This is a genomic window from Herbiconiux sp. VKM Ac-1786 (assembly GCF_015350805.1).
Lineage (GTDB): Bacteria > Actinomycetota > Actinomycetes > Actinomycetales > Microbacteriaceae > Herbiconiux.
In genome coordinates, this window is sequence record NZ_JADKSG010000001.1 from 953,249 (window position 1) to 970,728 (window position 17,480).

Annotated in this window: 18 protein-coding genes; 13 read left to right on the forward strand and 5 right to left on the reverse strand. The window is 69.0% G+C overall.

All coding sequences use genetic code 11. The annotated features are described in order from the left end of the window. Positions 1-70: 70 nt before the first annotated feature. Genes ITJ64_RS04770 through ITJ64_RS04780 form a run of 3 tightly spaced genes read left to right on the forward strand, consistent with a single transcriptional unit; the run spans position 71 to position 3,018 of the window. A complete protein-coding gene (locus ITJ64_RS04770) occupies positions 71-1,273 on the forward strand; it encodes a nucleoside hydrolase (RefSeq protein WP_194679590.1) in 1,203 nt (400 codons plus the stop codon). A 15-nt stretch (positions 1,274-1,288) separates the two neighbouring features. Next, positions 1,289-2,158 carry an oxidoreductase gene (locus ITJ64_RS04775; protein WP_194679591.1) on the forward strand — a complete coding sequence of 290 codons (870 nt, stop codon included), beginning with the start codon at positions 1,289-1,291 and terminating at the stop codon, positions 2,156-2,158. Positions 2,159-2,163: 5 nt separating this feature from the next. After that, positions 2,164-3,018 (forward strand): SDR family NAD(P)-dependent oxidoreductase, encoded by an 855-nt coding sequence (locus ITJ64_RS04780; protein ID WP_194679592.1) that lies wholly within the window; start codon positions 2,164-2,166, stop codon positions 3,016-3,018. Positions 3,019-3,080: 62 nt separating this feature from the next. Here ITJ64_RS04780 and ITJ64_RS04785 read toward each other — a convergent pair whose 3' ends face one another. Continuing rightward, on the reverse strand, positions 3,081-5,585 hold the full coding sequence (locus ITJ64_RS04785) for an excinuclease ABC subunit UvrA (RefSeq protein WP_194679593.1): 2,505 nt from the start codon (positions 5,583-5,585) through the stop codon (positions 3,081-3,083). Positions 5,586-5,708: 123 nt separating this feature from the next. Here ITJ64_RS04785 and ITJ64_RS04790 point away from each other — a divergent pair, with 123 nt between their 5' ends. Then, entirely contained in the window at positions 5,709-6,740 is a 1,032-nt protein-coding gene (locus ITJ64_RS04790) for an NADPH:quinone reductase (protein ID WP_194679594.1), read from the forward strand. Positions 6,741-6,750: 10 nt separating this feature from the next. Here the strand turns inward: ITJ64_RS04790 and ITJ64_RS04795 are convergent, their stop codons facing one another. The 4 genes from ITJ64_RS04795 to ITJ64_RS04810 all read right to left on the reverse strand — a co-directional run bounded on the left by ITJ64_RS04795 (position 6,751) and on the right by ITJ64_RS04810 (position 10,253). Continuing rightward, positions 6,751-7,377, reverse strand: a complete 627-nt coding sequence (locus ITJ64_RS04795; RefSeq protein ID WP_194679595.1) for a DNA-3-methyladenine glycosylase 2 family protein — start codon at positions 7,375-7,377, stop codon at positions 6,751-6,753. Continuing rightward, positions 7,374-7,742: a RidA family protein gene (locus tag ITJ64_RS04800; RefSeq protein ID WP_194679596.1), complete on the reverse strand. Its 369-nt coding sequence runs from the start codon at positions 7,740-7,742 to the stop codon at positions 7,374-7,376. Before ITJ64_RS04800 ends, ITJ64_RS04795 begins: the two co-directional genes overlap by 4 nt. Positions 7,743-7,762: 20 nt before the next feature. Next, positions 7,763-8,491 (reverse strand): alpha/beta fold hydrolase, encoded by a 729-nt coding sequence (locus ITJ64_RS04805; RefSeq protein ID WP_194679597.1) that lies wholly within the window; start codon positions 8,489-8,491, stop codon positions 7,763-7,765. A gap of 121 nt (positions 8,492-8,612) precedes the next feature. After that, positions 8,613-10,253, reverse strand: coding sequence for a GAF domain-containing protein (locus tag ITJ64_RS04810; RefSeq protein ID WP_194679598.1), 1,641 nt, complete (start codon positions 10,251-10,253; stop codon positions 8,613-8,615). A 79-nt stretch (positions 10,254-10,332) separates the two neighbouring features. On the opposite strand from ITJ64_RS04810, the gene ITJ64_RS04815 reads away from it, so the two are divergent. The 9 genes from ITJ64_RS04815 to ITJ64_RS19265 all read left to right on the forward strand — a co-directional run bounded on the left by ITJ64_RS04815 (position 10,333) and on the right by ITJ64_RS19265 (position 17,477). Next, positions 10,333-11,019, forward strand: coding sequence for a response regulator transcription factor (locus ITJ64_RS04815; protein WP_194679599.1), 687 nt, complete (start codon positions 10,333-10,335; stop codon positions 11,017-11,019). Between the two features lie 84 nt (positions 11,020-11,103). Beyond that, positions 11,104-11,940, forward strand: coding sequence for a GntR family transcriptional regulator (locus tag ITJ64_RS04820; protein ID WP_194679600.1), 837 nt, complete (start codon positions 11,104-11,106; stop codon positions 11,938-11,940). A 38-nt stretch (positions 11,941-11,978) separates the two neighbouring features. Next, positions 11,979-13,343, forward strand: coding sequence for a PTS sugar transporter subunit IIC (locus tag ITJ64_RS04825; protein WP_194679601.1), 1,365 nt, complete (start codon positions 11,979-11,981; stop codon positions 13,341-13,343). A gap of 32 nt (positions 13,344-13,375) precedes the next feature. Beyond that, on the forward strand, positions 13,376-13,717 hold the full coding sequence (locus tag ITJ64_RS04830) for a PTS lactose/cellobiose transporter subunit IIA (protein ID WP_255524898.1): 342 nt from the start codon (positions 13,376-13,378) through the stop codon (positions 13,715-13,717). Positions 13,718-13,719: 2 nt separating this feature from the next. Further along, positions 13,720-14,052, forward strand: coding sequence for a PTS sugar transporter subunit IIB (locus tag ITJ64_RS04835; protein WP_194679603.1), 333 nt, complete (start codon positions 13,720-13,722; stop codon positions 14,050-14,052). After that, positions 14,049-14,798 (forward strand): amidohydrolase family protein, encoded by a 750-nt coding sequence (locus tag ITJ64_RS04840; protein WP_194679604.1) that lies wholly within the window; start codon positions 14,049-14,051, stop codon positions 14,796-14,798. Before ITJ64_RS04835 ends, ITJ64_RS04840 begins: the two co-directional genes overlap by 4 nt. Then, a complete protein-coding gene (locus ITJ64_RS04845; RefSeq protein ID WP_194679605.1) occupies positions 14,795-15,517 on the forward strand; it encodes an amidohydrolase family protein in 723 nt (240 codons plus the stop codon). Before ITJ64_RS04840 ends, ITJ64_RS04845 begins: the two co-directional genes overlap by 4 nt. Then, a complete protein-coding gene (locus tag ITJ64_RS04850; RefSeq protein WP_194679606.1) occupies positions 15,514-16,506 on the forward strand; it encodes an SIS domain-containing protein in 993 nt (330 codons plus the stop codon). The genes ITJ64_RS04845 and ITJ64_RS04850 overlap by 4 nt, the downstream gene beginning before the upstream one ends. Beyond that, positions 16,503-17,477, forward strand: coding sequence for an HPr family phosphocarrier protein (locus ITJ64_RS19265; protein ID WP_194679607.1), 975 nt, complete (start codon positions 16,503-16,505; stop codon positions 17,475-17,477). Before ITJ64_RS04850 ends, ITJ64_RS19265 begins: the two co-directional genes overlap by 4 nt. Positions 17,478-17,480 lie beyond the last annotated feature (3 nt).

The following is a 17,480-nucleotide window of genomic DNA, read 5'->3' on the forward strand; positions in this document are numbered from 1 at the left end:
GCTAGCGTGACGCTGGGATGCCACCGCACCCTGGTCGACCCCGTCCTTCCGCAGCACGAATACTGAAGCGATGACGACGGCTTGGAACGAGATATCCACGAGGGCGGCACGGGCGCGAAGGGTGACTGTGGCGGTGGGAGCCGTTGTGGGATCGGTCCTCGCGCTGTCGGCGTGCACCGGAGCGCTTTCACCGGTCGACACCGACCCGGCGACCGCTCCTCCGACCAGTGCCACCAACGCGGCAAACGAGCCATCTGTCGGCGATGACGAGGAGCTCTTTATCCTCGACAACGACTGGAGTCTGACAGGGGGCGGCGACATGCTGATCCTCTTGGCGGATTCCGACGCCACCGTGCTCGGGACGACCACCACCACGGGCGATGCCTGGGCTCACCAGGGGACGGCGGCTGCGCTCAGCTTTCTGGAAGCGGTAGGACGAGACGACGTCACCGTCGCAGAGGGTCAGCGCTATCCACTCATCAACACGGCGGCCCGCATGCAGTCTCGCGCGGATCTCTACGGAGGCCGGAACAGCTGGATGGGGGTGTTCAATCCATCGGAGGACGACCCGGGCGTCACAGTGGCCCCCGATGCGACGGCGGTCACGGAGCCTGTGAACGGTTGGGCTCAGTCACTCGCAGCCGCCGATTCGAGTGCGGCCGATTACATGATCGAGCAGGTGCAGGCATTCCCGGGCCGGGTCACGATCGTGACCACAGGGCCGCTGACCAACGTCGCAGCCGCCATTCGGCAGGACCCGAACTTCGCAGCGACGGCCAAAGGCATTGTGATCGGCGGCGGAAACATTGAGCAGATGTCGCCCGAGGAAGCGGACGCCGGGTTCAATTCCAGCGAGGGATTCAACTTCCGTTTCGACCCTGAAGCGGCGCACATTGCACTGACCGCCGAATGGAACTCACTCGTCGCCGTGGGCGACGTCACCGACTCGGTGGTGCTCGACGATGCTCTGCTCGATCGAGTTCGAGAGACGACCACTCCGGCGAGCGAGCTCATGGCGCGGCTCGCCTATGTCGGTTTCCCGATCTGGGACGAAACCACAGCGGCCGTCGCGGCCCACCCGGAGTTGATCACGCGAAGTATCCCCCTCCGGATGGACGTCGACCTGAGCGAAGGACCGAACTACGGCGCGGCCCGCGTATGGGCCGATGGCGATTCCCCGGGTCTCGGTGAGCAGTTGGTCACCTTCGTGCAGGCCGTCGATATTGACGGGGTGGCGGACACCTACGTCGATGCCACTCACACAACCACCTAGGGAGGGATTCGGATCATGACACCTGTATGGCTGATCACAGGGACGTCGCGAGGTTTCGGAAAGGAACTCGCTCGCGCCGTGCTCGAGAAGGGCGATCGACTGGTCGCCACAGCGCGCCGGGCGGAGCAACTGCAGTACCTCATCGACCGGTATGGCGAAGCGGTGCGCGTCTTTGCGCTGGATGTGACCGACGCGAAGGCTGCAGCCGACGCGGTCGCGTATGCCATCGCCGAGTTCGGCGCTCTCAACGTCGTGGTGAACAACGCCGGTTTCGCAAACAGTGCGCCCATCGAGGAGATGGCAGACAGTGACTTCCGGGGCCAATTCGAGGCGAACCTCTTTGGCACGGTCAACGTCACGCGAGCAGCATTGCCCGTCATGCGGGCACAGCGATCGGGAACGATTGTGCAGTTCTCCTCCGTCGGCGGCCGGGTGGGCGGCACGCCTGGCATGGGCGCGTACCAGGCGGCCAAGTTCGCGGTGGAGGGCTTCTCCGAAGTGCTGGCAAACGAAGTCAAGCCCTTGGGCATCCGCGTGATGATCGTGGAACCGGGGGCCTTCCGCACCGACTGGCAGGGGTCGTCGATGACCCTGGCGCCCGTCGGGCCCGATTACGAACAGACGGTCGGCGCACTGAACGCATACCGGGCCGCCAACGCGAGCAACCAGCCGGGTGATCCGGCACGCGCCGCCGACATCATCGTCGACACGGTCCACGGCGACGACCTTCCGATGCGGCTCGTGCTCGGAACCGGCGCCGTCGACATGATTCGCACCGCGGCTGAGGCGCGCGCCGCCGAGACCGAGAAATGGGCGACGGTGAGCGCCGCCGCCGACTTCCCCCAGGCCGAGCGCGCCCGCGCCTCCACCGAAGACAAGGAGTGAACACAATGAACAGCACTACGACAGCCACCTGGGTGATCACCGGAGCATCGAGCGGCCTTGGCTACGACCTGGCGGAACGCGTGCTGGAGAATGGCCACGAGGTCGTGCTCGCCGCACGGAACGTCCATGCCATGCACGAGCTGGCCGAGCGGCATAGCGACACGGCCCTCGTGGTAGGCGTGGATGTCGCAGATCGGCACCAGCGCGCGAACCTCCTCTCCCGGACGTATGAGCGGTTCGGCAAGATTGACTTCCTCGTCAACAACGCCGGCATCGACTACCTCGGCGCGATCGAGGAACAACGTGAGGAGGACTACCGTCGGATCTTCGAGGTCAACTTCTTCGCCGCCGTCGAATTGCTGAGGCTCGCTCTGCCGGCCATGCGGAAACGTCGATCGGGAACCATCGTGAACATGTCTTCGATGGACGGCATCGCGAGCCTCCCCGGCAACGCGTTCTACTCCGCGAGCAAGTTCGCGTTAGAAGGTCTCACCGAATCGCTCTGGCAGGAGATTGAGCCCGTGGGCTTGAAAGCCGTGCTCGTGGAACCCGGCTCCTTTCTGACGGGCATTGACTCCCGCACCCGCTTCTCAGGTGAACTCATACCCGATTACGACGCATCATCGGGCAACTTTTTTCGCGCGATGCAGAACGTCGAATCGTTGAAGGATGTGATGTTTCCGGGAGACCCGAAGCGAGCGGCCGAGGTCCTCTTCGAGCAACTCACGGGAGACCTAACCGGGCACCGAATCATCCTTGGTAGCGACGCGCTGCAGCGCATCCGGATCAAGATGGATGATCTGCAAGCCGACTTCGATGCCTCGCAGCGGATCGCGCACACCACCGATTTCGTCCGCTAGTGAGCTGCGGTGTGCCGGGGTGCGGCCTGCTCTGGCGCGGCCCGGGTTCTGGATCCGGTGTGTCAGGGTGCGAGGCGCCCTGCGAGATACGGTCCCGTGACACTGGCTGGGTCGATGGCCACTTCGTGCGGTGAGCCCTGCGCCACAATACGGCCGCCTTGCGGCCCGCCCACCGGGCCAAGGTCGATCAGGCGGTCGGCAGCGGCCAGCAAGTCGAGGTCGTGATCGATCACCAGCACCGTCGCGCCGGCGTCGATCAGCCGGTCGAGTACAGCCACGAGCGTGCGGATGTCGAGCGGATGCAACCCCGTCGACGGCTCGTCGAACACATAGAGCACGCCGCGCTGACTATTGCGGAGGCGCGAGGCGATGCGTAGCCGCTGCGCCTCACCCCCCGAGAGCGAGGGCGTCGCCTCCCCGAGCCGCAAATAACCCAGCCCCACGTCGTCGATGGGCCTCAGCCGACGGTCGACCCCCGGCCACTCCTCGAGCACCGCGAGCGCCTCGTGCACCGTGAGCCGCAGAACGTCGGCGATCGTGTGCCCCTCCACCGTCACCTCGAGCATCTCAAGCGCGTATCGCCCGCCCTCGCATGTGGGGCAGGTCTCCCGGACGTCGGGCAGGTACTGCACGTCGAGGTCGAGGTAGCCGATGCCGAGGCAGGTCGGGCACTGCCCCTGTTTGGTGTTGTAGGAGAAGTGACCGGCCTTCCATCCGCGCGCCCGTGCATCCGGGCTCTCGGCGAACACCGCACGGATGGCGTCGAAGGCACCCGAGTAGGTGGCCGGCGTCGAGCGGGCGTTCGCGCCGATCGGCGTCGCGTCGATCTCGGCGAGCCCGCGGATACCGGGGGCTTCGAGCGAGGTCACGTGCGCCGGCAGGGGCTGACCCGCGAGCTGCGCGGTGAGTGCGGGCACGAGGCTCTCCAGCAGCAGCGCCGACTTGCCGGCTCCGGACGGACCGGCGATGGCCGTGAGGGCGTGCAGCGGCACCTCGAGGCGCACGTCGTTGAGATTGTGAAGGGCGGACACCTCGAGCGTGAGGTCTCCGGCGTCGAGGGGCCGCGGCATCCGCTCGATTAGGGGGCCCGGGGTGAGGAAAGGGCCGATCAGCGACGACGGGTCGGCAGCCACCTCGGTCGGGGTGCCCTGCCCGATGGCGGTGCCGCCCGCCGAGCCTGCGCCCGGGCCCAGTTCGATGACCCAGTCGGCCTCGGCGATGACCTCGACGTCGTGCTCGACCATAACGACCGAGTTGCCGGCATCGACCAGTGCGTCGATGGTGGCGATGAGCCCGCCGATGTTGCTCGGGTGCAGCCCCACCGAGGGCTCGTCGAGGACGTAGAGCATGCCGGTGGTGTCGGCCCGCACGGTCGAGCTGAGTTCGAGGCGCTGGCGTTCGCCCGTGGAGAGGGTGGATCCGGCGCGATCGAGGCCGAGGTAGCCGAGGCCGAGCTGCAGCAATGGGTCGAGCAGGCTCAGGATCTCGCGGGTGAGGGTCTCGGCCGGCCGCGTGATCTCCTCCGGCGTCTGGGCCAGGAGGCCCTCCACAAAGCCGCGCAGCCCCTCGAGGGGCAGGCTCGAGATCTCGGCCAGGTTGCTGCCGTCAAGCATGCTGGTGAGTGCCTCGGGGCGCAGGCGCGTTCCGTGGCAGACGCTGCAGGTCTCCCAGTGTAGGAACTGCTCCTGCCGGGCGCGCGTGCTCGCGGTGTCGGACTTCGCCGCCCGCCGCACCGCCGCGATCGCGTTCTCGTAGTGCACCTGGAGGGTGACCGGGCGCGGGCCGGCTTCACCGAGCCGCACCTCGCGCACCACGGGCTCGCCGTGCAGCACGATGTCGTGCTCGCGGTCGCTCAGGTCGCGCCAGGGAACATCGAGGCGCACCCCGAGTTGGGCGGCGGCGTAGCGAGAGAGACGCATGCCGCCGACGTTCCAGGGCAGGACCGCCCCCTGCTCGATGGTGAGCTCCGGGTCGGGCACCAGCCGATCGGTATCGATCTCGAACCGCTCGCCGACACCGTCGCATCCGGGACAGGCGCCTTCGGAGTTGAAAGCGAAGGACTCGGCACTCGGCGTGGGAAAGTGCACGCCGCAGACCGGGCAGACGATCTCCTCGCGGAACGACTGTAGCGAGGGCGGCACAATGTGGCCGTTCGGGCACCGGTGCGACCCGAGCCGGGACATCGACAGCCGCAGCGCGTTCAGCACCGAGCTCATTGTGCCCACTGTGCTGCGCGGACCGGGAACGGGCGGTCGCTGCCGGAGCGCCACCGCCGCGGGCAGGTGGGAGATGCGGTCGGCGTCGGGCCGCTGGGCCTGGCTCAGCCGGCGGCGGCTGAATGTCGAGAGCCCCTCGAGGAACCGCTGCATGCCCTCGGCGAAGAGCGTGCCCATGGCCAGGGAGCTCTTGCCCGACCCGGAGACGCCGGTGATCGCCACGACACGGTGCAGCGGGATGTCCACGTCGAGGTCGTGCAGATTGTTATGGCGGATGCCGCGGGCCTCGATGGCGACAGGCGGCTCCGGGCGAGCGCGGGGCGGCTCAGGGATGCGGTAGGCGTCGCTCATTACTTTCAGTATCGCGCAACGAGGCCAGATACGACTTCTCCGAGCGTCACGCTAGCTATACGGGAACCCTTCAAGGCCCGTGGTCCGCGGAATGACTCAATTGTGACTGGCGTTAGGCACTACATGAGAGCCATCGTTTACTCTGAAACCGGCGCGTCCGACGTCTTGCGTGAAGTTGATCGGCCCATACCCGAGCCTGGTCCAGGAGAGGTACGCGTGCGCGTTTTTGTGTCGGGCGTGAATCCCACGGATTGGCGCAACAGGACCGGTAGCGCCTCTATCGCAAGCGAGAATGGTGAGCAGACCCCTAATCAGGATGGTTCAGGTGTGATCGACGCCGTCGGCCCGGGTGTTATTGGACTGGCCGTTGGAGACCGGGTATGGCTGTTCCTCTCGGCATTCCAGCGTCCTACCGGCACCGCGCAAGAATTCACCATATTGCCCATCGAGCGGGTCGCCGCGTTGCCAGACGGAGTCTCCTTCGACGTGGGGGCCTCTCTCGGCGTGCCGGCGCTCACTGCGCATCGGGCGCTGACTGTTCACGAGGACGGCCCGTCGCGACTGGCGCCCGGCGCCCTCAAAGGCCGTTTCGTGCTCGTGGCGGGCGGAGCCGGTGCGGTAGGTCACGCCGCCATCCAGCTCGCGCACTGGGCAGGAGCGACGATCATCACCACTGTCTCGTCCGCCGAGAAGGCGGCCCTCGCGACCGCGGCGGGGGCAGACGTCGTCGTGAATTACCGGGAGGAGGACGCGGCGGCGCGCATCCGGGAAGCTGCACCCGCCGGCGTCGACATCGTGGTGGAGGTCTCCCCCTCGGCCAATGCGGCGCTGAACGCGGCGGTCATTGCGAACCGCGGCGTCGTGGCAGTATACGCCACCGACGGAGATGGCCGACTGACTCTGGATGTGCGTCAGCACTTCGGTCTCAACGTGCGTTACCAGTTTGTGCTGCTCTACACGTTCGGCGCTGCGGCGCTGGCCGCGGCGGTCGCCGACGTGGGAGCCGCCCTCCGCGACGGCGCCCTGCCCGTGGGCTCCGAAGCGGGCCTGCCGATCACTCGGTTCACGCTCGAGGAGACCGCTGCAGCGCACGACGCCGTGGCAGCGGGCGCGGTCGGCAAGGTGCTTATCGACGTCACGGTCGCCGGCCTCTGACGGTTCGCACTCAGCCCAGGCTTCGCCACAAGAGCGCGCTGGCGTAGGTGCGCAGCGGGGCCCACGCTTCGCCGCGCTGCCGCGTCTGGTCGATCGTGGGGACGGCGTCCAGGCCGTCCAGCGCCGCAACGGCGTTCCGTATGCCCAGGTCACCCGCAGGAAGCACGTCCGGTCGGTGCAATTGATGGATGAGGAACATCTCCGCCGACCATGGGCCGACGCCGCGAACACTGAGCAGCGCCGCCTTGGCCTGCTCGTCGCCCCAGTGGTCGAGAGCGTCAATAGCCAGATCGCCTGAGTTCACGCGGGCCGCGAGGTCGCCGACATACGCCGCCTTCGCGTTCGACATGCCGAACGAGCGGAGCGTGTCATGTCCGAGCGCGAGCACGGCCGCGGGGGTAGGGGTACCCCCCGCGGCCGTGGCCAGCCGGTCGTACACCACCAGAGCGACCTTGGTCGAGATCTGCTGGCTGATGATGTGCAGGCTCATCGCGGCGAAGTTGCTCTCCGCCGTGCGCCCGCCGTCGTGGAACTCGAACGGATCAACTGGGCCGAAACGCTCGATCAACGCCCCGAAGGCCGGCTCCGCCGCGGCGAGTGCCGCGTAGGCGGCCCCCCGCCCGGCGAGATCGTTCACGTGCCCGGCAGCACCGCGATGCAGTCGATCTCCACCCCGTAACCCGGCAGGGTGGCCCCCACCAGAGTGCGGGCAGGCAGTCGCGACTGGAACGCGGCGGTGTACGCGGCGTTGAATGCCGGGAGCTGACCGAGGTCGGCCAGGAAGACACCGCAGCGAACCACGTCGGCGAGCGTCGCCCCGGCGGTCTTCAGGATCGCCTCGACGTTGTCGAGCGCGGCGCGGGTCTGCTCGCCCAGACCGCCCTCGACGAGGGTTCCGTCGCGGAGCGGCGTCTGGCCCGAGACGAACACGAACCGGCCTTCGGCGATGATGGCTGGCACGTACGGCCGACCGCTCTCGCCCTCGAGGACGACTGTTCCCATGGCGTGTGCCTCTCCTTCCGCTACTCGCCGGAGACCGCGGCGGCGGCCTCACGGATGAGGTCGACGACATGGCCGGCCTCGGGGATGCCGACCGTGTGCGACCCGCCCTCGAGTTCCACGGTGCGCTTCGATCCGGCGCGCTCCGCCATGAAGCGGTGCGCCTCGGCCGGGATGTTCTTGTCGGCGGAGCCGAAGAGGAACCACGACGGACGGGTCTTCCACGCGGGCTCGCCCGAGGGCTCGTTCAGCGCGGCCTCGGTGATCGGGCGCTGCGTGACGGCCATGACCGCGGCGACCTCCGCCGAGGAGTCGGCGGCGAACTGGCCGTGGTACTTGTCCTGCACGATGTAGAGGTCGTTGCCTCCCTCGGCCAGCGGAACGGCCGTGAGCGTGTCGCCGAGGCTGCCGCCCTCGTACTTGCCGGAGAGCTGGGCTGCGCTCTCGCCGGCCTCCGGTGCGAACGCGCCGATGAACACGAGCGCCTTGACCGCGTCGGTCGCGCCGTTGCTGATGACGGAACCGCCGTAGGAGTGGCCCACGAGCACGATGTCGCCCGACACGTCGCCGAGCACATCCCGCAGATACCCCGCGTCGAAGGCGACACCGCGCAGCGGGTTGGCCAAGGCGATCACCGGGAAGCCGTCTGCGAGCAGCTTCTCGATAACACCGCTCCAGCTGGCGGATTCGGCGAAGGCCCCGTGAACGAGGACGACGGTCGGTCGGCCGGCGGCCGGAGTGGTGATGCTCATGGGGGATTCTCCTTGGTGTCGTGGATGACCCAACGATTCCGCAGCACGGTCTCGAGGGCAATCATGCGGGCGCACCGTCCGGATGCCCCGGCGGCCTTCCCGCGATCGTCACGCCACCCGGCTAGTCGCGCCGCCCCGTCGGGAGCACGACGGTGATGGTCGTGCCCCGGCCCACCGGGCTCAGGATCTCGATGCTCCCGCCCAGCGCCTCGACTCGGTCGGCGATTCCAATCAGTCCGCTGCCCATCTCCGGATCCGCTCCCCCGCGCCCGTCGTCGCGGACCTCGATCCGCAGGCCGTCGTCGACCAGACCGAGCACGACGTCCGCCTTGGCCTGCGGCGCGTGCTTCGCGGTGTTGGTGAGCCCCTCGGAGACGACGAAGTAGGCGGCCACCTCGACGTGCGCATCCAGCCGCCCTAGGTCACCGACCGTCAGGTCGGTGGCGATTCCCGACCGCCTGGCCAGGGAGCGCAGCGCCGGGGCGAGGCCGCCCTCGGTCAGGATGGCCGGGTGCACACCGCGGGACAACTCGCGCAGTCCGTCGATCGTGTCGTCGAGCAGCACCCCCACCGCGTCGAGGATCTCTCGGGCGGGCTCGTCCTCCGCCACCGCGCCCTGGGCCCGCACGACCCCGAGACCGACGGCGACGAGGCGCTGCTGCACGCCGTCGTGCAGGTCGCGCTCGAACCGCCGGCGCGTGTCATCGGCCATGTGCACCAGCCGCACCCGGGAGTCCAGCAGCGCCCGGCGGGACTCCAGATTCGCGATCGCGGTGGCGACCAGGTCCGCGAAGTCGCGCATCCGCTGTTCGGTGTCGTCGGGAAGGCTGCGATCGGCCGTGCCGATCACGATGGCCCCCCACAAGCGACCGTCTACCCGGATGGGCGCCCCGGCCGCACTGCGGATGCCTGCCGCGGTGAGCTGCTCGGCCAGCGGACCGCGCGCCCGCCGATAGTCGTCGACCCGCGCCGCTTCGCCGGTGGCGAGGATGCGGCCGGCCACACTCGTGCCCTGCGCCGAGATGCGGGTTCCGGTGACCAGTCCGCCGTCGAGCGGGCCCCAGCTCGCCACGAAGGTCGCCGTTCCGTCGGTCTCGTAGCGCAGCAGCTTGGTGCCCTGCACCCGCAGGAGCCGGGCCAGCTCCTCGGCGACGGCGTCGAAGACCTCCATCGGTTCGGCCGACTTCGCCACGAGCCCCGCGACACGGCGCAGCGCCTCCTGCTCGAGCACGACCCGTTCGAGCTCTGCGCGGGTCGCCGCGTTGACGATGGCGGCGGCGATCAGCTGACTGAAGGCGGCGAGGCACTCCTCGGCGTCGGCGCCCAGCTCCTCGCCCGTCGTGTGCACGTAGAGGGCGCCCCAGACGTGGTCGTCGACGCTGATCGGCACCCCGACCGACGACCGGACGCCGAGCCGGCCGCGCAGGGTACGGCCCACTGGATCGGTCGCCCCCTCCCAGGTCTCACGGACGGCGCGGCCGCTCTCGATCACGTGGCGGGTCGAGGGATCGTCGGCGAGCGACCATCGGTCGAGCACCACGGAGGGCGCTCCGGTGGCGGCCCACGCGACCTCGACTTCGACCTCGGAGGGGGTCGCGAGCCGCAAAACGGCGACATGGGTGGCACCGAGGAGCTCCGCGGCGAAGCCCGCGACGGTCTCGAGCACCTCGGTCACGGAGACCCCGCCGGCGATGAGTTCTGTGGCGGCCCGGAGCACCGAACGCCCGTCGCGCAGACCCCTGCCGATCACGTCGTGGTTCACCGCTCCTCCTCATCGGCGTTTGCCGCCATCACCGAACAGCCACACAATGGCAGAGATGATGTCACAGATGGCCCCTCGGATGACAGCGGGCGACCCGAGCGGCCGCCCGCGGATCGTGATCGCCGACGACGAGGTGCTACTCCGCGACGGGCTGGCACTGCTGCTCCGGCAATCGGGGTTCGACGTGGTGGGCACGGCGGCGGATGCGACCCAGCTGGAGCGCGTGCTGGCCGAGACGCCTTGCGATCTCGTGATCGTCGACATCCGGATGCCGCCGACCAACACCACCGAGGGACTGGTCGCCGCACGCCACATCCACGACGACTACCCGCGGCTGCGCGTGCTCGTGCTCTCCTCGTACATCGAGGTCGAGCACGCGGTGGAGCTGCTCTCCGGCAGCGAGGGGATCGGCTACCTGCTCAAGCAGCGCGTCTCGGCGGTCGGCGAGTTCGTCTCGGCCCTGCACCGAGTGCTGCAGGGCGAAGCGGTCATCGATCCCGAGCTCGTGCGCGAACTGCTGCAGGCGCGACGCACCGTCGATCCGCTGGCCGTGCTCACCCCGCGGGAGCGCGACGTGCTCGAACTGATGGCGCAGGGCCGATCTAACGGCGGCGTGGCCGCGACCCTGCACCTCTCCGAGGCGACCGTGGAGAAGTACGTGCACCGCATCCTCAACAAACTCGACCTTACCGACGACGACGGGTCGAGCAACCGCCGGGTGCTGGCGGTGCTCGCCCTGCTGGACAACGCCGGTTCGAAGAGCTGAGAGGATACCCTTGCGCTCCCGCTAGTGCACTGGCATCGTGGTCTAGACCAGCGGTGGGGACCGCTGGTACTGACCGGAGGTACGATGCCCCAGTACGGCATGTTCGAGATCCGCGCCGTCGACCCCGACGCGCCGGAGCCGTTGTACGTTCAGATCCGCACCCAGATCGAACAGGCGATCGTGTCGGGTCGGCTCTCCAAAGGCCAGCTCCTGCTGCCCGAGCGCGAGCTGGCCGACCGCTTCGAGGTGACCCGCATGACCCTGCGTCAGGCGGTCAGCACCCTCGAGATGGCGGGCCTACTCTCCCGGTTGCCGGGCGTCGGCACCTTCGTCAGTGAACGGATGCGTGTCGAAGACGTGCTCTCGTTCTCCGACAAGGCGAAGGAGCAGGGTCGCACCCCGGGCTCACGTCTCCTCGTCGCCGAGGTGGTGCCCGGCATCCCGAGCATCAACATGGCGTTGCACCTGCCGCCCCGCGCGGAGCTGGTGCACATCCGCCGGCTGCGCTCCGTGAACGGCCTGCCGGTGCAGGTCGGCTCCGGCCACCTGGAGTCCGCGCGGTTCCCGGGCATGGTCGGGCACCTTCGGGCGCTTGGCGACGCCTCGTTCTACACGCTGCTCCGCGAGGTCTACGGAGTGGTCGTGCACCAGGTCCACGAGACCATCGAAGCCGCGGTCGTCGGGCCCGAACAAGCCCCCCTGCTCGAGTGCGACCCGGGCCTGCCCGCGTTCCTGCGGGAACTGACAGCCGTCACCGAAGACGGCGAACCGGTCGAGTACGGGCACACCCTCGTCCGTGGCGACCGGTGCAACTACAGCTTCACCCTCACTCAGCGCAACGGCGCGACGGGTGCTCTCTCCGTTCATTTCGACACCCGGCCGGATGCCCTCTCGCCGAGCGAAGCGCTCACCTTCGTCTGAAGAGTGTCGCTGACCCGATCCCCCTGGAGGACCAGCCCATGAGCATCGCACATCACCAGCGGTCCCGGTTCGAGGCCCGTCTCGACTCAGTGTCGGCGTGGGTCGAGAAGTACATCACCCCGCCCCTCGTGAAACTGGGCAACCAGCGTCACTTCCTGGCCATCCGTGCGGGCCTGACCCGCATCATCCCCATCATCGTGATCGGCGCGGTTCCACTCATCATCACGAACTTCCCGATCGAGGGGTGGGCCGACGTCATCGCGCCCATCGCGGTGCCGCTGAACACGCTCTATCAGATGACCTTCGGGTTTATCGGGCTCTGGGCAGCCCTGAGTATCGGGGCCGAGATGGGGAGGGTGTACAAACTCGACCCCGTCTTGTCGGCCATCATCACGGCGTCGTGCTTCATGCTCACCGCGGCTCCCGCAAACCTCGAGGAGGGCGTGCTGCCCTTCGCGAACTTCGGGGCGGGAGGGTTATTCACCGCCATCCTGATCGCCGTCGTGGTGGCCGAGGTCACCCGCTTCATGCGGGATCACAAGATGGTGATCACGATGCCCGCCGGGGTGCCGGCCAACATCGCCGCGAGCTTCTCGGCCCTGTTCCCGTTGGCCGTGCTGCTGGTGTTCTTCTGGCTCATCCGCTACGTGTTCAGCTTCGATCTGACCGTTGCGATCTCCACCGTGGTGAGCCCGCTGCTGCTGGCGGCCGACTCCTGGTACGCCGCGCTCATCGCGATCATCGTCTGCCAGCTGCTCTGGTTCGTCGGCATCCACGGCGGAGCCATCACGTTCTGGGGTGTGCTGTACCCGTTCCTTCTAGCCAACGTCGCCGCTAACGCCGAGGCCGCCGCAGCCGGCGAGCCCCTCCCACACGTGTTTACCGAGCCGTTCCTGTTCATGTACGGCATGATGGGCGGCGTCGGCAGCACCTTGCCGCTCGTGATCTTCTTCCTCGTGCTGGCCAAGTCCGCGCGCCTCAAGCAGGTCGGCAAGCTCAGCATCGGGCCGGCGCTGTTCAACATCAACGAGCCGGTCACCTTCGGAACGCCGATCGCCTTCAACCCGGTGATGCTACTCCCCTGGGTCTTCGGCACCAGCGCGGTCGGCGTCGTGATCGGCTACGCCGCCACGTCGTGGGGCTGGGTCTCCGCCGCCTACATCCAGGTGCCGTGGACCACGCCGCCGTTCATCAACGCGTGGCTCGCCACGGGCGGCGACTGGCGGGCCGTGGTGCTGCAGGCGATCATCTTCGCACTGATGGCCATCGTCTGGTTCATCTTCTTCCGCATCTGGGACGGCCGCCTCCGCGCCGAGGAGCTGGCGCTGGCCGGCGACGCCCCGACCGCCGCGACCGACGACACCGTCACCGGCCCGACCACCCAAGAGACGGTGAACTCATGACCCCCCACACGACTCCACTCGAAGAGATCGTGATGCCGATGATCGCGGCCGCCGGTGAAGGGCGGGCTCTGGTCTTCGAAGCGCTCGACACCGCGCTCGACGGCGACGTGGCCGGAGCGGAGGCCCTGCTTGCCGAAGCCGATGAGCGCATCCGTGAAGCACACCTCATCCAGTTCCGCGAGCTTATCCGCCCCGAGGCCGCTGGCGAGAACGTGCCGGTGAAGCTGATCGTGGTGCACGCGATGGACACGCTGATGATCACGATGTCCGAGCGCGACCTCGCCAAGCGATTGATCGACCGGCGCTGGAGCCGCCGGGTGGGGGCCGCCGACCCCACCGCCTCGCAGACCCCCACCCCCTCCGAAGGAGAATGACGATGCCCGCCCTCAAAGTCCTGTTCATCTGCGCCGCCGGCATGTCGTCGAGTCTCATCAAGTCGAAGGTCGAGGCCGAGGCCGCGCGCCGTCAGATCTACCTCGAGCTCGAGGCCGTTCCCGCCGTCATGATCTCGCGGGCCGACCTCACCGGCGCCGACGTGGTGCTCGTGGCCCCCCAGGTGCGCGGCCAGCTCGCGCAGTTCAAGGAGTGGGCGGCCGAGGAGGGCGCCCCGATCGAGGCGATCGCCTTCCACCACTACGGCCTCGCGGATGCCGACGGCATCCTCGCGCAGGTCGAGCGGCTGACAACGGCGACGAGCCCGAAGCCATGATCGTCGACCTCCACGCGCACCTCGGTGCGCGGAAACGCGCGCGCTATTCGGGCGAGGAGATCCTCCGCGACATGGATGCCGCCGGTGTCGACCACGCCTGCGTCTTCAGCTTCGTCGAGAGCCTTGACAACCACTATCCGGCGCGCCAGGCGGCCGAGCATCCCGACCGCTTCACGGCGTTCTGCATGGTCGACCCCTGGAACCCCGACTCGGCCACCGCTATGCGCCGTTGCTTCGAACAGGGCATGAGGGGCGTGAAGTTCCACCCCATGCGCCAGGCCGTCGCCGTCGACCGGGTGGACGTGATGGCCCCCTTCCTCGACCTCTGCGAGGAGTTCGGCGCGGTGTTCTTCGCCCACGGCTCGAGCGAGTCGTTCAACAGCCCGGGCAAGTTCGCCCGGCTGGCGCGGCGCTGGCCGACAGTGCCGATCGTGATCGGTCACAGCGGCGGGCCCTGGGGCCTGCCGGAGGCCATCGACGTGGCAACCGACCATCCGAACGTGCGGCTCTCCACCTCGCTGGTGCCGGTTCCGGCACTGCGCCGGATCGTCGACCGGATCGGGCCGGAGCGGTTGCTGCTGGCCTCGGACGTGCCGTTCGGTTCGTTCGATTTCGAGATCGCGAAGGTGCGGGCGGCCGTGCCGGAGACGGCCGACCTCGTGCTCGGCGGCAACCTCGCCCGCCTCATCGGCCTCACGGCGGTCGCGGCGGGAGGGGTCGGCGGTCTGGCGGTGGCGACGTCGTGATCATCGATGCCCACACGCACATCGGCCGGGTGCGCGGTCGCACCTTCACCGCCGGCGACCTCCTGGGCCGCCTGGACGCAGCCGGCGTCGACCGCGCAGTCGTGTTCAGCTTCGTCGAGAACATCGACAACGACACCGTCGCTGAAGCCGCCCGCCGGCACCCCGACCGGCTCATCCCTTTCGCGGTCGTGAATCCCTGGCAGGACGACGCGGAGACCGAGTTGCGCCGCCGCCTGGACGACGGTTTCCGCGGCGTGAAGCTGCATCCGGTGCGACACGGCTACCCGCTGGACCGCCGCGAGCTCACCGATCCCCTCTTCGAGATCGCCGCCGCCGCCCGGGTGCCGGTGCTCTCCTTCGGCGGTGACGACCTCTTCTCGACCCCCGACCGGTTCACCTCGATGGCCCGCCGGCATCCGTCGGTCGACCTGATCATGGCGCACATGGGCTTCAGCAACGAGCGCGACGGCGCCCAGCGATCCGCCACCGAGAACCCCAACGTCTACGTCGAGACCAGCGGGGTGCAGAGCGCCCGCTACATCGTCGGGGCCGTGCAGGCTGCCGGCGCCGAAAAGGTGGTGTTCGGGTCGAACATCCCTCACGAAGACCTGGCCGAGAGCATCGCCATGACCCTCACGGCTGCCGGCCCCGACCACGCCGACGCCGTCTTCCACCAGAATCTCAGCCGCCTTCTGGGCGAGAACGGACGACCAGCATGACCCGCCGAGACGACTTCCGCCGTGACGTCGGCGCCGAGCCGCAGGTGCTCGATCAACTCCTCACTGCCTACGAGGGCACCGACGGTCCGCTGCGGGCGATCCCCGTGATCGGACACCCGGATGCGCCGATCGTGTTCGCCGGGATGGGCTCGAGTCACAACGCCTCAATGGCCGCCTCGTGGTGGCTGCAGCGGCGCGGCGTCCCGAGCTGGACGAGCTACTCCTCCAAGTTCGCACCGACCGCCCCGCCCCCGGCCTCGACGCTGGTCGCGGTCTCCAAGAGCGGCTCGTCCGTCGAGACGCTCGCGGCCGTCGAGCACTTCCGCGCCGCGGGCGGCGACCGCGTGATCGTCGTGACCAACGAGGAGAACAGCGTGCTCGCCGAGCGCGGCGATCTCGTGCTGCCGATCCTCGCCGGGCGCGAAGGGCCGATCTCAGCGAAGTCGTACGCCGCCACGGTGGCCGTGCTGCTGCTCCTGACCGGTGCCTGGCTCGACGAACCGGAACTGCGGCCGAGCACGCTGCGGCCGGCGGTGCGGGCGGGTCTCGACCTGATCGACCGATTCGACCACGTCGGCGACGAGATCGCCGCCGAGCTCTCGGCCACCCCCGTGCTGCACGTGCTCGGTTCCGGCGCCGGGGTGGCCGGGGCTCGGGAAGGCGCGGTGATCTTCAAGGAGGGCCCGGGCGTACCGGCCGAGGCGCTGACGGCCGCCGAGTGGCTGCACGGCGCCTACCGCGCGGTGCGCCCGGGTCGGTTCACGGCCCTGCTCCTCCTCGGCTCGCCGGCCGGGAGCCGTGACGGCGAGGTGCGCGCCAAGGTGGAATCCCTGGGCGGGGCGGTGGTGGAGATCGGGCCGCTGGTCGTGGGAGATCCGGCGCTCGGCCTCCCCGGGGTGCCGCGCTCGGCACTGCCGCTGGTCGAGGGCCTCGCCCTCGAGCTCTGCTCGCTGGCGGTGTGGAAGTCAAGGCCGGAGGCGACCTCATGACGGCGACCCGCGCGGTCGCGCCGCCTCGCCCGCCGACCGCGGTTCTCCTCGACTTCGATGGCACCCTCGTACTGAGCGAGGAGCGCAACGCCCGCATCTGGGACCACGTGTTCGACCGCATCGGCTACCGGCCGGATGCCACCGAGCGACACCGCCTGCTCGGGCGCCGCCTGCACGAGATCGCGGTCGATTTCCCTGCCGTCGCCGCGGGCGCGCACACCGTCGCCGACGTCGAGCGGCTCTACCGCGGCTTCGACGCCGAGCTGCCCCGCCACGACGTGGTGCTCGCGCCCGGCGTGAGGGCGTTCCTGGAGCGCCTGGCCGCGCGAGGCATCCCGGTCGCCGTGGTTAGCTCGGCGCACTCGCGCACCATCGCCGAGCTGCTCGAGGCGGAGGGCCTGACGGCGCGGGTGACGACCATCGCGGGCGGTGAGAACTCACCGGTGGGCAAACCCGACCCGGCGCCCTACCGCGAAGCCCTCGGCCGGCTCAGCCTCCCCGCCACCGGCACGGTCGCCGTAGAGGACAGCCCGGTGGGGCTCTCCTCGGCCCGGGGCGCCGGGGTGTTCGCCGTCGGCATCCTCTCCACCCACCGCCGCGACGAACTGGCGTTCGCCGACCTCGTCGTCGCCTCGTTCGACGAGCTGTCGCACGGGCTCCTGCCCGGTCCCTTCCCCGACCCGACCGAAAGAGAGACCCTCACGCTCACCAGGACAGCCGTCGTCGGCTCCACCGGCGGGTTGCACGCCCGGCCCGCCGCCCAGTTCGTGAAGGCCGTCAAGGCCAGCGGCATCCCGGTCACCATCTCGAAACCGGGCGGCAGCGGGCGGGATGCCGCGAGCATCCTGACCCTGCTCGCCCTCGACGCGCAGCAGGGCGAAGCCGTCGAGCTGACGGCCGGTGGCGACGACGCCGAGCGGGTGCTCGGCGAGCTCGTCGCCCTCGTGGAGAGCAACCTCGATGTGGCGTAGGTG